A 17422-nucleotide genomic window follows, 5' to 3' on the forward strand; every position below is an offset into this window, starting at 1 on the left:
GGGGGGGAGGGGGGGCCGGGACACCCAGCCCCCCCCTCCCCTCCCCCTCTCACCTCTCCTTCGTGGGGTTGTTTTTTCCCCGCCCCCCCCTCCCCCTCCCCCCCCCCCGGCCCGTTCCTCATGCGCAGGAGGCGCAGAGCCCCCGGTAGGTGACCTCGACCCCGGACACCGTGAAACCGAACCGCTCCTCGGCCGGGAGGCCGGCCAGCGGGTCGCCGGTGGGGTGCACGTCGCGGATCAGGCCGCAGCCGGAGCACACCAGGTGCTGGTGCGGATGGTGCGCGTTGGGGTCGTACCGTTTGGCCCGGCCGTCGGTGGTGACCTCCATGACCTCGCCGAGGGAGACCAGCTCGCCCAGGGCGTTGTAGACGGTGGCGCGGGAGATCTCGGGCAACCGCGCCACCGCGCGGGCGTGCACCTCGTCGGCCGTGAGGTGCACGTGGTCACCGTCGAGCACCTCGGCGACCACACGCCGCTGGGAGGTCATCCGCCAGCCGCGCTCGCGCAGCCGCTCCAGCAGGTCACTCATATTGGCTCACCGTTTTCGAGTTCGGCGGGGCAGATCGGCGCGATGCCCCGGAAACGTACCGCTACGGTCCGGGATCCGACTGGATACGGGCTTGGTGTCGTTCTTGACTTGGATTGCGTCCATCGTAGGATCGGTCGTGTTGATAGCCAAGGGACAGGAACGGTCCGGAGCAGCGTGAGACTGGACGTGAGACCGTCCGCGACGGTGACCGCCCCGGCGTCAGGACGACCGTGAAACCGAGGCCCGCTGCCGGGCCCCGTGCCCCAAAAATGTTCCATCGCATGCAGTTCCTGATCACCGTGACCCCCGGTCCGGTCCGGAAGGATTCCCATGTCTGAGAACCATGATGCAATCGTCACCGATGCGAAGGCGGAGGGCGGCGGTGGCTGCCCGGTCGCGCACGAGCGGGCAGCGCACCCGACCCAGGGCGGCGGAAACCGCCAGTGGTGGCCGGAGCGCCTCAACCTGAAGATCCTCGCCAAGAACCCCGCCGTGGCCAACCCCCTCGGCGAGGAATTCGACTACGCCGCGGCGTTCAACGCGCTCGACCTCCCGGCGGTCAAGCGGGACATCGCGGAGGTGCTGACCAACTCGCAGGAGTGGTGGCCCGCCGACTTCGGCCACTACGGCCCGCTCATGATCCGCATGGCCTGGCACAGCGCGGGCACCTACCGCATCAGCGACGGCCGCGGCGGCGCCGGAGCCGGCCAGCAGCGGTTCGCCCCCCTCAACAGCTGGCCGGACAACGGCAACCTCGACAAGGCCCGCCGCCTGCTGTGGCCGGTCAAGAAGAAGTACGGCCAGAGCCTCTCCTGGGCCGACCTCATGGTCCTCACGGGCAATGTCGCCCTGGAGTCGATGGGCTTCGAGACCTTCGGCTTCGGCGGCGGCCGCCCGGACGTCTGGGAGGCCGACGAGGACGTGTACTGGGGTCCCGAGACCACCTGGCTCGACGACGAGCGCTACACCGGCGACCGCGAGCTGGAGAACCCCCTCGGCGCCGTCCAGATGGGCCTCATCTACGTCAACCCGGAGGGCCCGAACGGCACCCCGGACCCGCTCGCCGCGGCGCGCGACATCCGCGAGACGTTCCACCGCATGGCGATGAACGACGAGGAGACCGTCGCCCTCATCGCGGGCGGCCACACCTTCGGCAAGACCCACGGCGCGGGCCCGGCCGAGAGCGTGGGCGACGACCCCGAGGCCGCCCCGCTGGAGGCCCAGGGCTTCGGCTGGGCCAGCACCTACCGCAGCGGCAAGGGCACCGACGCGATCACCAGCGGTCTCGAGGTCACCTGGACCAGCACCCCGACCCGGTGGGGCAACGAGTTCTTCAGGAACCTCTTCGAGTACGAGTACGAGCTCACCCAGAGCCCGGCCGGCGCCAACCAGTGGGTGGCGAAGAACGCCGAGGCGATCATCCCCGACGCCTACGACGCGTCGAAGAAGCACCTCCCGACCATGCTCACCACCGACCTGTCGCTGCGCTTCGACCCGGTCTACGAGCCGATCTCCCGGCGCTTCTACGAGAACCCGGACCAGTTCGCGGACGCCTTCGCCCGAGCCTGGTACAAGCTGACGCACCGTGACATGGGCCCGGTCGTCCGCTACCTCGGCCCCGAGGTCCCGTCCGAGGCCCTGCTGTGGCAGGACCCGCTCCCGGAGCGTTCCGGCGAGCCGGTCGGCGCCGCGGACATCGCCTCCCTCAAGGAGCAGATCCTCGGCTCGGGCCTCACCGTCTCCCAGCTGGTCTCGGCCGCCTGGGCCGCCGCCTCGTCCTTCCGCGGCAGCGACAAGCGCGGCGGCGCCAACGGCGGCCGCATCCGCCTGGAGCCGCAGCGCAACTGGGAGGTCAACAACCCGGACGACCTCGCGCAGGTGCTCCGCACCCTCGAGGGCATCCAGAGCTCCTTCAACTCCGGGGCCAAGCAGGTCTCGCTGGCCGACCTCGTCGTGCTCGCGGGCTCCGCGGCCGTGGAGAAGGCCGCCGCGGACGGCGGTGTCCGGATCGAGGTTCCCTTCACGCCGGGCCGCGTGGACGCCACCGAGGAGCAGACGGACGTCGAGTCCTTCTCCGCGCTGGAGCCCTCCTCCGACGGGTTCCGCAACTACGTGGGCAAGGGCAACCGGCTCCCGGCCGAGTACCTGCTGCTCGACAGGGCGAACCTGCTCACGCTCAGCGCCCCCGAGATGACCGTCCTCGTCGGCGGCCTGCGCGTGCTCGGGGCGAACCACCAGCAGTCGACGGCCGGTGTCCTCACCGCCCGCCCGGGCACCCTGACCAACGACTTCTTCGTCAACCTGCTCGACCTGGGCACGACGTGGAAGGCGACCTCCGAGGACGCCCACGCCTTCGAGGGCCGCGACGACTCGGGCAAGGTCCGGTGGACCGGCAGCCGGGCCGACCTCGTCTTCGGCTCGAACTCCGAGCTGCGCGCGCTCGCGGAGGTCTACGCGAGCGACGACGCGAAGGAGAAGTTCGTCAAGGACTTCGTCGCCGCCTGGCACAAGGTCATGAACCTGGACCGGTTCGACCTCGTCTGATCCCGGCGTCCGCGGCCCCGGCACCTGCCGGGGCCGCGGGGCCGCGTTCACCCGGACGGCGGAGCAGCGGGGGCCGCACGCGCCGTGCCGGGGCAGTCTGTGCGTAGGACCGCCACCACCGCACAGACGAGGACCGCGCCATGTCCCACAGCAGGCGTATCAGCATCATCGCGGGAACGGCAGCGCTGCTGCTGACGGCCACCGCCTGCTCGGGCCTGGGCCGGAGCACCGTCGGAATGCTCGAGTTCCGGGGGCACGACTCGCCGGTCGAGGTGAGCTACAGCAACACCTCGGTCAAGGGCTGCCACAAGATCGCCCTGCCGAAGGGGGCGACCCACGTCGTGAACAACACCCTCGTGGACGTCGTCCTGTACCAGACGGAGGACTGCCGCAAGCTCGACCGGGGCGACGGCACCTACGTGGGCACGACCCTCTCGAACGTCACGTCCCCCGAAGCCCTGCCCTGGCGCAGCTTCACCGTCATCCACTGACGCACGCGCGGCGCGGCCGCCGCCCGGCCGAACCGGCCGACACGGCATGCTGGGGCGGTGTCCTCTCCTTCCGCGCACCCTCAACAGCCCGAATCCGCCGACCTGATGGTCGTCTGCGGGGACGACGGGCTCGCCCACCGGCTGGCCGCGGAGCTCCGCGACGTGTACGAGGAGCAGGTGACGCTGGTCGTGCCGGCCGCCCGCGAGGTGCGCCCCGGTGCGGGCGCCGGACCGGGCCGGACCCGCGCCCGGGTCGGGGCCGGGCGCGCGCTGCTGGGGCGGTTCCCGGCCGCGCGGATCCGTACGGCCGCCGCGGACCCGGCCGGCGCGGGGGAGGCGCCCGTACCCGAACTGCGGGTGCTGGAGGCTCCCGCCCCCGACGAAGAGGCCCTCTCCGCAGCCGGGGTGGCCGGGGCGGCGGCGCTGGCGCTCGTGTACGAGGACGACGAGACGAACGTACGGGCCGCCCTGACGGCCCGGCGGCTGAACCCCAGGCTGCGGCTCGTCATCCGCCTCTACAACCGCAAACTAGGCCAGCACCTTGAGGAGTTGCTCGACCAGGCGGCGCTCGTCGCGGAACCCGGGCTCGACCGGCGGGGGCTCGACTCCGCCACGACCGTGCTCTCCGACGCCGATACGGCCGCCCCCGCACTCGTCGCCTCCGCCGTCGCCGGCACCAGCAAGGTGATCCAGGCCGACGGGCTGCTCCTGCGGGCGGTGGAACGCACGCCTCCCGGCCCCGGCGAGGTGGCCGACCCGGGCCTGTGCACGCTCGCCCTGCTCTCCGCCACCGCCGTGGACCCGGCCGGCGCCGACGGATCGGAGCTCGGCGGAGACCGCGGCCCGCAACTCCTCCCGGACGCCCGGTCCGTGGCAGCCGCGACCGGGCGCGGGATCGTCGCCCTGGAAGCGGTCTCGCACGCCACCGCCGCACCGGAAGGGCGGCGGCTGAACCAGGTCTCCCTGCCGGTGGGGTCACTGTTCTCCCGCAGGCTCCGCTGGTCGCTGGCCGGGATCACGGCCGCCGTGGGCGCCCTGGCCGTGGCCTCCTCGCTGGTCACGGGCGACGCCCCGCTGCACGCCGTCTACCTGACCCTGCTCGACGTCTTCGCGATCAACGACCCCGCGCTGGACCAGCCCACCGAGCGGCAACTCCTGCAGATCCTGGCCGGCTTCGTCGGGCTGCTCCTGCTGCCCGTCCTGGTCGCGGCCGCGCTCGAAGCGCTGGGGGCCTTCCGTACCGCCACGGCCCTGCGCAGGCCGCCGCGCGGGCTCTCCGGTCACGTCGTGCTGCTCGGCCTCGGCAAGGTCGGCGCCCGGGTGCTCGCGCGGCTGCGGGAGCTGGGGATCCCCGTGGTGTGCGTGGAGTCCGACCCCGGGGCCCGCGGGATCGCCCTCGCGCGCCGCCTGCACGTGCCCGTCGTGCTCGGCGACGTCACCGACGAAGGGGTCCTGGAGGCCGCCCGGATCCACCGCGCCGCCGCGCTGCTGGCGGTGACCAGCTCGGACACCACCAATCTGGAGGCCGCGCTCTACGCCCGCTCGGTGAAACCCGACGTACGGGTGGTGATGCGGCTGTACGACAACGAGTTCGCCACCGCCGTCTACCGGACCCTGCGCGAGGCCCACCCGGCGGCCCTGACCCGGAGCCGCAGCGTCTCCCACCTGGCCGCGCCCGCGTTCGCCGGGGCGATGATGGGCCGCCAGGTGCTCGGCGCGATCCCCGTGGAGCGCAGGGTGCTGGTGTTCGCGGTGCTGGAGGTGGCCGGCCATCCCCAGCTGGAGGGCCGCACCGTCGCGGAATCGTTCCGGCCCGGGGCCTGGCGGGTCGTCGCCCTGGACACGGCCGCCCCGGCCAACCGCCGCCCCGGCCTCGCCACGGAGCCGGGCTACGACACGGCCAGGCGGCCCGCCCTGGTGTGGGACCTGCGTCCCGGCTACGTCCTGCGGCCCGAGGACCGCGTGGTCATGGCCGCCACCCGGCGCGGCCTGGCGGAACTGCTCGGCCGCGGGCAGGCGCGTACCGCCGGGGCCGCGGAGACCGGGGCGGGTCAGCCCGTCTGATCCGGCGGCGTCGGCGCGGCATCGCCGTGGGGCAGGACGTGGTGCGTGCCGTGCCCGGCGGCGTCCACGTGCACCACGTGGCTGCCCACCCGCACGGTCTGGGTGCCCGAGGCGAGCCAGCAGCCGGTGGGGCCCTGGGCACGGGGCAGCGGGGACCACACCTCCAGGAAGGTGCTGCCGTCGAGATTGGTGCCCGTCTCGATCAAGGACTCGCCGTCGGGGCGCAGGACTCCGACGTCGTGGCCGGGGATGCCGACGTGGTGGTGGAAGGTGATCTGCCGGCCGTCGTAGGAGGTGGTTCCGGCGAACCCGCGGCTGTCCGCGTACAGACTGCCGCTCTGGAGCCACACGACGTGCTCGGTTTCCCGGAGCGGGCCGCCGTCCCGGCTGATGCCGGCGCGGAGCCAGGCGCCGCGCCGGGGCGCGTCCACGGCCGGGCCCTCAGGCGCGGTCGCCATGACCGCCTGCGGGCTTCGTTCGTGAGGGGGTGCGCGTCTCCATGGCCACACGGTAACGGTGCAGCGGCCGGGGTGACGGATCCGCGCGACGTCACCGCCCCGCCCCGGCCGGTGGGGGCACCGGGCGGCTGTCGTAGCATCGCGCCCATGCAGCCCCTCCGCGCCCTCCGCCGCGCTCGCGCCGTCGTCGCGGGCATCGTGGCGGTGCTGCTCCTCGCCTGCGGCGGGCTGTTCACGCATCCCGCATCCGCGATGACCGCGATGGCGACACCGGCCGGGATGCCCGGGTCGCCTGCACCGTCAGGCGCTCCGGCGCCGGCCGGGACTCCGCGGCTGGCCGCGACGGCCGAGACCCGGGCGATGGCTGGGATGCATGGGTCGCCTGCACCGTCAGGGGCTCCGGCGCCGGCCGGGACTCTGCGGCTGGCCGTGACGGCCGAGACCCGGGCGATGGCTGGGATGCACCGGTTGCCTGCGACGGCGGGGATGGCCGTGACGGCTGAGCCCCGCGCGGCGGCTGGGATGCATGGGGCGCCGGTGACCGCCGGTACGGCCCGGCCTCCAGCACCGGCCAGGACGCCGGGGTCGCCTTCGACGGCTGGGACACCGGCCATGGCCGGGATGGCCATGGGCGCGGGACCGGCCACGCGCATGGATCCGCCGGCCCTTGGCGCGGTCGCGCCCAAAGGGATGGCCGTAGGCCCTGACACGGGCACCGACCCCGGCACGGGTCCCGGCCCTGACACCAGCCCCGGCTTCGGCACGGGCCCTGCCACGGGCTTCGGCACGGGTCCCGGCCTCGGCGTAGCCGTAGGTGTGGCCGTGGGGGCGGGGAGTGGTGTGGGGGGCGGTGGTGGTGGGGGGTGTTCGGTCTTCGGGCAGGAGTGTCCGCTGGCTTCGGCGTACGCGCCCACCGTGTTCGTCGGGCCGGCCGGGGAGCTTTCCGGGTCCGTCGCGGGAGGGGCGCAGGCCGTGGTCGGCGGCCAATCGGGGCCCGTGCAGACCCCGGGGCTGTCCCGCCCCAGAGCGCCCGATCTCGACTCCCTCTGCGTCAGCCGGACCTGACCGGCCCCGCACCCGTACCCGTCCGCGCGCCGGACGGCCGGGGTGCTTCGCCGTGTCCTGATCCACTGCGACGTACGTACAGGGAGTCCGTTCCCCATGGCTTCATCCACCGCGTTGTTCGTCACCGGTGTCTCCACCGGTCTGTTCGCCGGCGGCGCCTCCTGCGCCGCCGTCCAGGGAGGCCTGCTCGCCGGGGCCGTCGGCCGCCGGTCCACCGAGTGGTCCCGGGAGAGGTGGCAGCGCAGCGGCCTCTTCGCCCCCGTCGGCGCCTTCCTCGGCGCCAAGCTCCTCTCCCACACCCTCCTCGGCGCCGCCCTCGGCCTGATCGGAGCCGCGGTCCAGCCCGGCCCGCGCACCCGCGCCGCGCTGATGCTGTGCGCGGGCGTGCTGATGGTCCTGTTCGCCCTCGACATGTTCGGGGTGCGCGGGGTACGCCGCTTCGTGCCGCGCACGCCCGCCTCCTGGGGCCGGCGGGTCCGCCGGTCGGCCCGGTCCACGGCCGTCACCACCCCGGCCGTCCTCGGCTTCCTCACCGTGCTGATCCCCTGCGGGGTGACCCTGAGCGTCGAGCTCCTCGCCGTCACCTCCGGCGCCCCGCTCGCGGGAGCGGCCGTCATGGCCGGCTTCGTCCTCGGGACCGGCCCGCTCTTCGCCGCCCTCGGCTTCTTCCTGCGCTCCGCCGCCCGCCTGTGGCAGGGGCGGCTGACCCTGGCGACCGCCGTCGTCGTGCTGCTCGTCGCGGTGTGGACCCTCGGCAGCGGGCTGCGGCTCGGCGGCTGGTGGCCCACCGGAGCCCCCGCGGCGGTCGCCGTCGAGGCTGCGGCCGACACGGTGGTGCTCCACCCGGACGGCACGCAGACAGTGACCATCCGGGCCCGTACGAACGCCTACGCCCCGGCCGCCGTCACGGCGACGGCCGGTCTCCCCACCACCCTGGTCGTCGCCACGCAGGGGACGGGCGGCTGCGTCCGCGCCTTCGTCATCCCCGACCTCGGCGTCCAGAAGATCCTCCCCACGACCGGGACCACGGGCATCGACCTGGGCGCCCGGCAGCCGGGGACGCTCGAGTACAGCTGCGGCATGGGCATGTACGGCGGCCGGATCACCTTCGAGAGCCGGGAGGGCACCTCGTGAAGGAGCGCATGGAGTTCACCGTGGCCGGCATGCACTGCAACAGCTGCGGCCTGCTGATCGACGACGAGGTGGAGGAGCTGGCGGGAGTGGTCGCCAGCACGACGAGCCTGCGCACGGGCCGCACCGTCGTCGATACGGACCGGCCCGTCGACCCGGCCGCCGTCATCGCGGCGATCGCCTCCGCGGGATACCCGGCGCAAGGCGCGCGGTAGCCCGAACGGGCGCCGGGCGCCGGGCCCCCGGGCTACCGGTCTCAGCCGGCTTCGGCCGCGAGCGCGTCGAGCAGTTCGCGTTCGCGGCCGAGGCCCAGGCCCGCGCGCCTGGTCCGGTCCAGGCCCCGTGCGCGCTCCCAGCTCAGGGTGTCGGCAAGCAGCTCGGCCCGGGGGCGGTGGCGCAGGCCCGCCGCGCGCGCCGCCGCCCCGCTCCGCGCCGCCCAGCCCTCCCAGCCCTTCTCGACGACCCACATCGGCAGCGAGCCGGGGCCCATGTACTCGGCCACGCCCTGGGCGAGCAGCCACTCGGAGTCGGCGGGGACCATCGGACCGGTGTGCCCCCCGGCGGCGCGGGACAGCTCGATCCACTGCGCGAACGGAACCACCGGGCCGACCGCGTCGTAGGTACCGGTGGTCCGGTTCGCCGCGCAGTCGAGGAGCCAGCCTGCGAGGTCCCGTACGTCGACGGCCTGGGTGGCGATGTCCGGTTCGTCGGGGACCAGCATCGGCCCCACCGGATCGGCCGCGGCGCGGGCCACCCAGTAACCGGAGCGGTCGCTGTGATCGCCCGGGCCGCCGATCAGGCCGGCGCGGGCGATCAGGAGCCGGTCGCCGACGGCGGCCGCGGAGGCCTGCTCACAGGCGACTTTGGCCTCGCCGTACACGGAGCGGTCGGCCTCGCTCGCCTCGGCCGGGGCCAGCAGCGCCGCGGACTCGTCGGCGTCCGGGGTCGCGTGGGAGGCGTAGGCGCTGATGGAGGAGACGTAGGTCCAGTGCCCGGCCCGGTCCGCGAGGGCGGCCAGCGCCCCGCGTACGAACCCCGGCTGCCAGGACACCTCGACGACCGCGTCCCACGTGCGGTCCAGGAGGGGTTCGTACGCCGAAGGGCTCTGCCGGTCGGCCACCACGAGCCTGGCCCCGTCCGCGACCGCGCCGCTCTCGCCGCGCGCCAGGCAGGTCACCCAGTGACCCCGCTCGATCGCCTGCCGGGACAACTCGCGTCCCAGCCATGCCGTTCCACCCAGAATGAGGATCTCCATCGCTCCAGCCAAGCACTGCGCGCGCCGGATTCCGAGGACGTTCACCGACAGCGCAGGGCTCCCACCCGCCGCCGCCCGTCCGCCCCGCGGCCCCTTCGCGCCTTCCCGGGGCGCCGTGACCTACGATCTTGCTGCCCCGGGCGGGCCCGCCGGACGGGCGGGCGCCACTGAGAGCAAGGACGGACATGCGCAACGGTTTCGAGGGCGTCCCGCCCACCACCCTGGCCGACTTCCTGGGCCGCGAGCAGGTCATGGACATCGGCATCCGGCCGCTGTGGGACGCGCCGCGCATCGCGGGACCCGCGTACACCGTGCGGTGCGAGCCCGGGGACAACCTGATGCTGCACGCGGCCATCTACCGCGCCGAGCCCGGCTCGGTCATCGTCGTGGAATCGGGTGACCTGGACTACGCGCTCGCCGGCGGCAACGTGTGCGCCGTCGCCCAGCGCCGCGGCATCGCCGCGTTCGTGCTCGACGGGCTCCTGCGCGACCTCGCGGAGGTGCGCGCAGCGGGCTTCCCGGTCTTCGCCCGTGGTGTCATCCCCATCCCGGGCGGCAAGAAGAAGCTCGGCGCCCTCGGCGAAGCCGTGCGGGTCGGCGGAGTGACCGTGCATCCCGGTGACATCGTGGTCGCCGACGAGGAGGGCATCGTCGTCACCCCGGCCGCCCGGCAGGACGAGATCCTGCGGGCCGCTCTGGACAAGCTGGCGAAGGAGGCGGAGGAGTCCCTGGACGCCTGGGAGGAGCAGCACCGCGCGCGCATCGAGAAGGCGCTGGGCGGCCTCGGCTTCACCGGCTGACCCGGACTCGGCCGTGTGACCCGGACCCGGTCGCGTGACGCGACCGGGTCCGCGGCCCGTGTGCGGCCGTGCTCAGCCGCGGTCGTCTCCGCCCTGCCGGTCGCCGCCGCCCTGCGGGGCGGTCAGCAGGACCTCGCGCAGCCGGGCGACCAGCGCGGAGGCGCTCTCCGGCTCTGCACCGGCCCCCTCGGCGCGGGGAGCGGCGCCCGACAGTTGCTCGAGGTTGTCGGAGAGGACGTCGGCGTAGGCCTGCTCCTTCTCCACCATGGCGCCGGGCTGGCGCAGCCCGATGGTGACCTCGATGGCCTTGCCGATCAGTGCGGTCATCACGAACGAGAACAGCCCGAGCACCACCGTGGCGGTGAGCTGCTTGCTCAGCAGGTCCCAGGAGCCGCCGTAGAAGAGGCCCTTGTGGCCCGTCAGCGTCCCGGTCGCGCAGAGGCCGGCCATGACCATGCCCACGATGCCGCCCCAGCCGTGGATGCCCACCACGTCCAGGGTGTCGTCCACGCCCAGCCGGTACTTCCAGCTGATCGCGAACGCGCAGGTCAGCCCGGCGAGGAAGCCGATGATGGTGGCCCATACCGGGCTGACCCCGCCGGCCAGCGGGGTCATGGCGACCAGTCCGGTGACGGCGCCCATGCACATGTCGAGCAGGCCGACCTGCCGGGTGCGCCACCAACTGGTCACCGCCCAGCCGGCCATCGCCGCGCCCGCCGCGAGCTGGCTGTTGAGGAAGGCCATCGCCGCGCCGCCCGGGGTCTCCAGGGAGGAACCGGTGTTGAAGCCGAACCAGCCGAACCACATGAGGGACAGCCCGATGACCACGAGCGGCAGGTTGTGCGGCCGGATGCCCTGGCGGTCGAAGTCCGCGCGCTTGCCCGCGACGATGGCGAGGGCGAGTCCGGCGGCCCCCGATCCGATCTCCACGACCGTGCCGCCGGAGAAGTCGACGGCGCCGAGCTGCTTGGCGACCCAGCCGGCCGGGTCGAACACCCAGTGGGCCATGGGGATGTAGACCAGCAGGGTCCACGCGATGACGAAGGCGATCCAGCCGCCCATCTTCGCGCGGCCCGCGATGGAGCCGGCGATCAGGGCCACGGTGACGACCGCGAAGGACAGGTGGAACACCACGAAGGTGACCGTGGGCACGGAGCCGGTCAGCGACCGGGCGTCGATCCCGCGCAGGAAGGCGTGGTCGAGCGTGCCGATGACCCCGAGCCCGCCGGCATCCGGGCCGAAGGCCAGGGAGTAGCCGATCGCGAACCAGAGCACGGTGACGATCACCATGCAGAAGAAGATCATCTTCAGCATGGCGACGATCTGGCCGGTGCGGACCATGCCGCCGTAGAAGAAGGCCACTCCGGGAGCCATCAGCAGCACCAGCGCCGTGGCCATCATCAGCCAGGACGCGTTGCCGGAGTCGGCGACGGCGGGTGCGGCGGAGACCGCCGACACGGTGGCGGCAATCGTGTGCGCGGTCACTTGTCACGCTCTCGTCGGTCCAGCACGGATACGATTTCGGCGAGCAGCGCGGCGTCCTGCTGTTCCGACGCGCCCTGGGCGGCGCCCACCGCGGCGGGCTCGCGGGGCGCGGCCGCGGCTCCGCCGATCCGGTCGCGGATCTCGTCCAGGGTCTGGTTGTCGTAGGCGACCTCCTCGTCCCGGCCGGGTACGTTCTCGTACTCCTCCGAGGTGCGGAAGCCGACGGCCTTGTCGATGACCTTGGCGATGAGCCAGGTCATCGCGAAGGCGAAGGTCCCCACCGCCAGGACGCCGACGGCCTGGCGCCAGAGCTGGTCCAGGCCGCCCCCGTAGAAGAGGCCCTTCTTGCCGCTCATCGCGGACGTCGCGAAGAAGCCGATGGAGAGCACGCCGACGATGCCGCCCCAGCCGTGCACGCCGACCACGTCGAGGGTGTCGTCGACGCCGATCTTGTACTTCATGTTGATGGCGAAGCAGCAGACCACGCCGGCGGTGAAGCCGATGATCAGCGCGCCGAGCGGGGAGACCTCGCCGCAGGCGGGGGTGATGGCCACCATGCCGGCGACCGCCGCCGAGGCCACGCCCAGCATCTCCACGTGCCCCAGGCGCCACTTCTCGATGATCGGCCAGCCGATCATTGCTCCCGCGGCCGCCAGTTGGGTGTTGAAGAAGGTGGTCGGCGCGCTGCCCTCGACCTGGAGCGCGGAGCCCGCGTTGAAGCCGAACCAGCCGAACCACAGCAGAGCCAGACCGATGATGACCAGGGGCAGGTTGTGCGGGCGGATCGTCTCGCGCTCGAAGTCCTTGCGCTTGCGCAGCACGATGGCCACCGCGAGGCCGGAGGCCCCCGAGCTGAGCTCGACCGGCAGACCGCCGGCGTAGTCGAGCGCGCCCAGGGACTTGTTGATCCAGCCGTCGGCGGCGAACACCCAGTGCGCGGTGGGCACGTAGACCAGCATGGTCCAGGCGACGACGAAGACCAGCCAGCCCTTCATGGTGGCGCGGCCCGCGATCGAGCCGCTGATCAGCGCCACCGTGATGATCGCGAAGGACATCTGGAAGCAGGCGAAGATCACGGTCGGGATGGAGCCGTGCAGGGAGTCCATCCCGATGCCGCGGAAGAAGGCGTGGTCGAGATTGCCGATCATGCCGCCGCCGGAGTCCTTGCCGAAGGCGAGGGAGTAGCCGACCGCGACCCACAGGATGGTCACCAGCGACAGGCAGGCGAAGCTCATCTTGAGCATCACCAGCACGTGCTTGGTTTGGACCATGCCCCCGTAGAAGAAGGCGAGGCCGGGGGTCATCAGCAGCACCATGGCGGTGCTCGCCATCATCCAGGCGGTATTACCCGTATCGTAGCCACTGGGCATCTGGTGGAACTCTCTCTGGTCGTGAACAGGCAGGAGGGAGTGGGTGGTTCAGGTCTTGCGCAGATCCGGTGCGGGTACGCCGATCAGCCTGCGCCGCACCGCGTCCCAGGCGGCCCCGAGCGCCCGGGTCACGGCCTCGGTGTGCTCCCCGAGCACCCGCACCCAGGCCCCGCAGTCCTGCGGCAGCACGCTGACCCCGTACGGGAGTCCGCGGCCGGCCAGGGTCGTGTGCAGCAGGTCGGCGAGCTCGCGGGCCGGTGCGAGCGGGCTGACCGCGAAGAAGCAGGCCATCACGGAACGGCCGGCCAGCACGGCGGGCCCGTCGACGGAGCGGCCACCGGACTCCCCGGCCCCGCCCGGTTCCAGCCGTACGGTGTCCAGGGCCACCAACTCGCCGTCGGGTCGGCGCAGTTCGAGATCGGAGGCGAAGACCTGGTAGGCATTGCGCTCCCCGTGCGCCAGCCGGCCGGCCAGGACGGTCTCGCTCACCAGCACGGTGGCCGTGGGGGCGGCGGTGATCACCGTGCGCTGGTAGAAGCGGGAGTCGACGTAGGGGATGACCGGATCCGGCAGGTATTCGACGTACGCGTCGGGGCCGGCGGTCAGGAAGGTCTGGGCGACGGCGTAGTCGTGCTCCATCCGGTAGACCTTGGTGGCCGCCTGCGTGGTGACGTGCGCCGAGGTGCCGGGGCCGAAGGACAGGTCGGTGCGCAGCCGGTCGGCCTGGATGACCCCGCCGCCCGTGGACATCAGGAAGGTGATGGGCAGGTCGGGGCGGTGCGGGTCGAAGTAGAGCGGCCGCATGATCTGGAGCGGGGACTTCTGGTAGTGCCGCACCAGCTCCGTGCGCCCGCCGACCCGCTCGAAGCCCAGCTCCAGCAGCCCCACCTTTCCGGGGCGCCCGACACCGAGGGTGTCAGGCACCGAGGAGTGCCGCAGCACCTCCAGGGGGACGCGCGGCGGTTCGTAGTGCGCGGCCTCCAGGCGCCCGGTCGGCAGGAGGGCGCCGGGCGGGGTGTGGGGCGGAGCGTGCGGCGGGATGTGCGGCGGGGTGTGGGGCGGATCTGCCACGACGCTCACGCCGGCACCCGTCGGAAGGACTCGACGAAGGTGGCCACGTCCTCCAGGCCCTGCCCGGTGAGGCAGTTGGTCAGGACCACGGGGCGCCCCTCGCGCACGCGGTGCGCGTCGGACTCCATGACGCCGATGTCGCAGCGGACGTACTGGGCGATGTCGATCTTGTTGATCACGAGCAGGTCGGACTCGGTGATGCCCGGACCGCGCTTGCGGGGCATCTTCTCGCCCTCGGCGGTGTCCAGGACGAAGAGGAACAGGTCGACCAGGACCGGGCTGAAGGTGAGGGTGAGGTTGTCGCCGCCCGACTCGTAGAGCAGGGTGTCGACATCGGGAAACCGCTCCAGCATCTCGGCGCCCGCGGCCAGGTTCATCGTCGGGTCGTCGCGCACGGCGGTGTGCGGGCACGCACCGGTCTCCACGCCCACGACGCGCTCGGGGTCGAGCACCCCGGCCAGCGTGCGGCGGACCTGGCGGGCGTCCTCCTGGGTGTAGATGTCGTTGGTGATCACGGCGGGCCGGTGGCCCCGCGCGATCAGCACCGGTACCAGGGCCTCGATCAGCGCGGTCTTGCCGGAGCCGACGGGGCCGCCGACGCCGACGCGCAGGACGTTGTCCTCGGTCATCAAAGTCACGCACCTTAGGGAAAGACGGCTTGAGGAATGGGATCGAGAAAGAAGGAAGGAAGCGGGATCGGCCGATCAGGTGGCGAACAGCCGAGCCTCGGCCCGTTCGTGACGGCCCGACATCACATCGGCCATCGGAACGCACCCGCCGAGGTCCGCGAGTTCGCGATGCAGGGCCGCCTCCGCCACCTCCTCGATGACGGGTGCGATCCCGCGCAGCACCACCTGCGCCTTGCGGTGGTCCGTGAGCCGCAGTCGCAGCGCGGCCCCGGTGAAGCTGGCTGAATAGGCGAACAGATCGCTCACGACGGCCTGTTCGGCCGGGACGCCGGCGGCCGCGTACGCGACCCCGGCGGCCACGGCCTGCGAGCCGGGGGCCCGCTTGGCCGCCACGAGCTCCGCGTACCGCTCCAGCGGCTCGCCGCCGACGCACTCGCGGGCGAGGTCCAGCAGCTGGCGGCCGGTACGGGTGGCGGCGCGGCGCAGCCCCTCGTTCAGCTTGGCCGCGTTCAGCCGCCGGTCGGTCTCGGCCAGGGCCTCCCAGTCACCGGCCAGCGCCGCCCGGTGGGCCAGCGCCAGCGCGGTGGCGTCGGAAGGCCCCACCGCGTGCCGCAGCAGGTCGGCCAGCAGTCCGGGTACGCCCTCGGGGGTCACGGCCTTGGCCTGGGCGTAGCCCTCCAGGCCGTGGGAGAGGGTGTAGAAGCCGCTGGGGAAGGCCGAGTCGGTGAGCTGGAGGCTGACCAGCAGGGCCTGTACCGGCGTCACGGCCGCGGGGCTGAGCGCGGCGGCGTTGGCGGCAGTGCTCATGCCAGGTAGAACAAGTGGTTCAGGGGCAGCTCGCGGGCCGGCTCGATGGTGGCCGGCACCCCGTCGAGGGTGACCTTGTAGGTCTCCGGGTCGACCGTGATGACCGGGAGGGCGTCGTTGCGGACCATGTGCTGCTTGCCGACGGAGCGGCAGTGCCGGACCGGCAGGACCCTGCTGTCCAGGCCCAGCTTCTCCGGTACGCCGAGCTCGATCGCGGCCTGCGACATGAAGGAGACGCGGGTGGCCTGCCTGGCCTTGCCGTAGGCCCCGAACATCGGCCGGTAGTACACCGGTTGCGGGGTCGGGAGGGAGGCGTTCGGGTCGCCCATCAGCGCCCAGTTGATCAGGCCGCCCTTGATGACCATCTTCGGCTTGGCGGCGAAGGAGCCGATCGGCCACAACACGATGTCGGCGAGCTTGCCCGGCTCCAGGGAGCCGATGTACTCGGCGGTGCCCGAGGCGATCGCCGGGTTGATCGTGATCTTGGCGAGGTAGCGCAGGGCGCGGAAGTTGTCGTTGCGCTCGGTGTCGCCGTCGAGCTTGCCGCGCTGGTCCTTGCAGTGGTGCGCGGTCTGGAAGGCCCGGGTCCAGGACTCGCCGATGCGGCCCATGGCCTGGGAGTCGGAGGAGAAGATCGAGATGACCCCCTCGTCGTGCAGCACGGTCTCGGCGGCGATCGTCTCGGCGCGCACGCGCGAGTCCGCGAAGGACACGTCCTCGGGGATGTCGTGCGACAGGTGGTGGCAGACCATCACCATGTCGAGCAGCTCGTCGACCGAGTTCACCGTGTACGGCAGCGTCGGGTTGGTGGAGGACGGCAGGACGTTGGGCTCGCCCGCCACCCGCATGATGTCGGGGGCGTGGCCACCGCCTGCGCCCTCGGTGTGGAAGGTGTGGATGGTGCGCCCGTCGATGGCCGAGCGGGTGTCCTCGAAGAAGCCGGACTCGTTCAGGGTGTCCGTGTGCACCGCCACCTGCACGTCGTAGGCGTCGGCCACGTCCAGGGCCTTGCTCAGCGCGGCCGGGGTGGTGCCCCAGTCCTCGTGCACCTTGAGGCCGCAGACGCCCGCCTCGACCTGCTCGATCAGCGCTTCCGGCAGCGAGCCGTTGCCCTTGCCCAGCAGGCCGACGTTGACCGGCAGGTCCTCGACCGCCTGATACATCCGCCCGATGTTCCACGGACCCGGGGTGCACGTGGTGCCGTTGGTGCCGTCGGAGGGGCCGGTGCCGCCGCCGATGAGGGTGGTGATGCCGTTGGACAGGCCGTGCTCGGCCTGCTGCGGGGCGATGAAGTGGATGTGGGTGTCGATGCCGCCGGCCGTGGCGATCATGTGCTCGCCCGAGATCACCTCGGTGCCGGGCCCGATGACCAGCTTGGGGTGCACCCCGGACTGGGTGTGCGGGTTGCCGGCCTTGCCGAGACCCGCGATGAACCCGTCCTTGACGCCGAGGTCGCCCTTGACCACACCCAGGATCGCGTCCATGACCACCACGTTGGTGATGACCAGGTCCAGGGCGCCTTGCAGGTTCGTCGCCTGCGGGTCCTGCGCCATGCCGTCGCGGATGCCCTTGCCGCCGCCGTAGACGGCCTCGTCGCCGTAGTGGCCCTCGTTGTGGTCCTTCTCGACCTCGACGACCAGGTTGGTGTCCGCCAGGTGGAAGCGGTCGCCGACGGTCGGCCCGAACAGGTCGGTGTACTGCTTGCGGCTCAGGACAGCCATCG

The 17422-nt window shown here is 72.7% G+C and carries 15 protein-coding genes; 6 read left to right on the forward strand and 9 right to left on the reverse strand.

Annotation, left to right across the window (positions count from 1 at the left end; genetic code table 11):
- Window positions 1-118: 118 nt before the first annotated feature.
- Window positions 119-529, reverse strand: coding sequence for a Fur family transcriptional regulator (locus tag ACFRU2_RS00825; RefSeq protein ID WP_250738278.1), 411 nt, complete (start codon window positions 527-529; stop codon window positions 119-121).
- 330 nt (window positions 530-859) lie between these two features.
- Here ACFRU2_RS00825 and katG point away from each other — a divergent pair, with 330 nt between their 5' ends.
- The 3 genes from katG (at window position 860) to ACFRU2_RS00840 (ending at window position 5628) form a co-directional block, all read left to right on the forward strand.
- Window positions 860-3073, forward strand: a complete 2214-nt coding sequence (gene katG / locus ACFRU2_RS00830; protein WP_382966423.1) for a catalase/peroxidase HPI — start codon at window positions 860-862, stop codon at window positions 3071-3073.
- 140 nt (window positions 3074-3213) lie between these two features.
- Window positions 3214-3564 (forward strand): hypothetical protein, encoded by a 351-nt coding sequence (locus ACFRU2_RS00835; RefSeq protein WP_382966424.1) that lies wholly within the window; start codon window positions 3214-3216, stop codon window positions 3562-3564.
- A 105-nt stretch (window positions 3565-3669) separates the two neighbouring features.
- On the forward strand, window positions 3670-5628 hold the full coding sequence (locus tag ACFRU2_RS00840) for a potassium channel family protein (protein ID WP_382967792.1): 1959 nt from the start codon (window positions 3670-3672) through the stop codon (window positions 5626-5628).
- On the opposite strand, the gene ACFRU2_RS00845 is transcribed toward ACFRU2_RS00840, so the two are convergent.
- Complete coding sequence (locus ACFRU2_RS00845) at window positions 5616-6086, reverse strand: hypothetical protein (RefSeq protein ID WP_382966425.1); 471 nt, start codon at window positions 6084-6086, stop codon at window positions 5616-5618. The genes ACFRU2_RS00840 and ACFRU2_RS00845 overlap by 13 nt on opposite strands.
- 1161 nt (window positions 6087-7247) lie before the next feature.
- Between ACFRU2_RS00845 and ACFRU2_RS00850 the strand changes: the two genes are divergently transcribed.
- Window positions 7248-8285 carry a sulfite exporter TauE/SafE family protein gene (locus ACFRU2_RS00850; protein ID WP_382966426.1) on the forward strand — a complete coding sequence of 346 codons (1038 nt, stop codon included), beginning with the start codon at window positions 7248-7250 and terminating at the stop codon, window positions 8283-8285.
- Entirely contained in the window at window positions 8282-8497 is a 216-nt protein-coding gene (locus ACFRU2_RS00855) for a heavy-metal-associated domain-containing protein (RefSeq protein ID WP_382966427.1), read from the forward strand. Before ACFRU2_RS00850 ends, ACFRU2_RS00855 begins: the two co-directional genes overlap by 4 nt.
- A 41-nt stretch (window positions 8498-8538) precedes the next feature.
- Here the strand turns inward: ACFRU2_RS00855 and ACFRU2_RS00860 are convergent, their stop codons facing one another.
- Window positions 8539-9537, reverse strand: coding sequence for an oxidoreductase (locus tag ACFRU2_RS00860; RefSeq protein ID WP_382966428.1), 999 nt, complete (start codon window positions 9535-9537; stop codon window positions 8539-8541).
- A 185-nt stretch (window positions 9538-9722) separates the two neighbouring features.
- Here ACFRU2_RS00860 and ACFRU2_RS00865 point away from each other — a divergent pair, with 185 nt between their 5' ends.
- Complete coding sequence (locus ACFRU2_RS00865) at window positions 9723-10337, forward strand: RraA family protein (RefSeq protein ID WP_382966429.1); 615 nt, start codon at window positions 9723-9725, stop codon at window positions 10335-10337.
- Window positions 10338-10409: 72 nt separating this feature from the next.
- Here the strand turns inward: ACFRU2_RS00865 and ACFRU2_RS00870 are convergent, their stop codons facing one another.
- The 6 genes from ACFRU2_RS00870 to ureC all read right to left on the reverse strand — a co-directional run bounded on the left by ACFRU2_RS00870 (window position 10410) and on the right by ureC (window position 17420).
- A complete protein-coding gene (locus tag ACFRU2_RS00870; protein ID WP_382966430.1) occupies window positions 10410-11822 on the reverse strand; it encodes an ammonium transporter in 1413 nt (470 codons plus the stop codon).
- Complete coding sequence (locus ACFRU2_RS00875; RefSeq protein ID WP_382966431.1) at window positions 11819-13192, reverse strand: ammonium transporter; 1374 nt, start codon at window positions 13190-13192, stop codon at window positions 11819-11821. Before ACFRU2_RS00875 ends, ACFRU2_RS00870 begins: the two co-directional genes overlap by 4 nt.
- 48 nt (window positions 13193-13240) lie before the next feature.
- Window positions 13241-14233: an urease accessory protein UreD gene (locus ACFRU2_RS00880; protein WP_382967794.1), complete on the reverse strand. Its 993-nt coding sequence runs from the start codon at window positions 14231-14233 to the stop codon at window positions 13241-13243.
- Between the two features lie 35 nt (window positions 14234-14268).
- On the reverse strand, window positions 14269-14892 hold the full coding sequence (gene ureG / locus ACFRU2_RS00885; protein WP_382966432.1) for an urease accessory protein UreG: 624 nt from the start codon (window positions 14890-14892) through the stop codon (window positions 14269-14271).
- 75 nt (window positions 14893-14967) lie between these two features.
- Window positions 14968-15699, reverse strand: coding sequence for an urease accessory protein UreF (locus ACFRU2_RS00890; RefSeq protein ID WP_382966433.1), 732 nt, complete (start codon window positions 15697-15699; stop codon window positions 14968-14970).
- Window positions 15696-17420: an urease subunit alpha gene (gene ureC / locus ACFRU2_RS00895; RefSeq protein WP_382966434.1), complete on the reverse strand. Its 1725-nt coding sequence runs from the start codon at window positions 17418-17420 to the stop codon at window positions 15696-15698. The genes ACFRU2_RS00890 and ureC overlap by 4 nt, the downstream gene beginning before the upstream one ends.
- Window positions 17421-17422: the final 2 nt, after the last annotated feature.

The organism is Streptomyces sp. NPDC056883, assembly GCF_042788835.1.
GTDB classification, from domain to species: Bacteria; Actinomycetota; Actinomycetes; order Streptomycetales; family Streptomycetaceae; genus Streptomyces; species Streptomyces stoeckheimensis.

Coding starts and splice junctions, on each gene's coding strand:
- ACFRU2_RS00825 (WP_250738278.1), bottom strand. CDS start 529: ATGAGTGACCTGCTGGAGCGGCTGCGCGAGCGCGGCTGGCGGATGACC.
- katG (WP_382966423.1), top strand. CDS start 860: ATGTCTGAGAACCATGATGCAATCGTCACCGATGCGAAGGCGGAGGGC.
- ACFRU2_RS00835 (WP_382966424.1), top strand. CDS start 3,214: ATGTCCCACAGCAGGCGTATCAGCATCATCGCGGGAACGGCAGCGCTG.
- ACFRU2_RS00840 (WP_382967792.1), top strand. CDS start 3,670: ATGGTCGTCTGCGGGGACGACGGGCTCGCCCACCGGCTGGCCGCGGAG.
- ACFRU2_RS00845 (WP_382966425.1), bottom strand. CDS start 6,086: ATGGCGACCGCGCCTGAGGGCCCGGCCGTGGACGCGCCCCGGCGCGGC.
- ACFRU2_RS00850 (WP_382966426.1), top strand. CDS start 7,248: ATGGCTTCATCCACCGCGTTGTTCGTCACCGGTGTCTCCACCGGTCTG.
- ACFRU2_RS00860 (WP_382966428.1), bottom strand. CDS start 9,537: ATGGAGATCCTCATTCTGGGTGGAACGGCATGGCTGGGACGCGAGTTG.
- ACFRU2_RS00865 (WP_382966429.1), top strand. CDS start 9,723: ATGCGCAACGGTTTCGAGGGCGTCCCGCCCACCACCCTGGCCGACTTC.
- ACFRU2_RS00875 (WP_382966431.1), bottom strand. CDS start 13,192: ATGCCCAGTGGCTACGATACGGGTAATACCGCCTGGATGATGGCGAGC.
- ureG (WP_382966432.1), bottom strand. CDS start 14,892: ATGACCGAGGACAACGTCCTGCGCGTCGGCGTCGGCGGCCCCGTCGGC.
- ACFRU2_RS00890 (WP_382966433.1), bottom strand. CDS start 15,699: ATGAGCACTGCCGCCAACGCCGCCGCGCTCAGCCCCGCGGCCGTGACG.
- ureC (WP_382966434.1), bottom strand. CDS start 17,420: ATGGCTGTCCTGAGCCGCAAGCAGTACACCGACCTGTTCGGGCCGACC.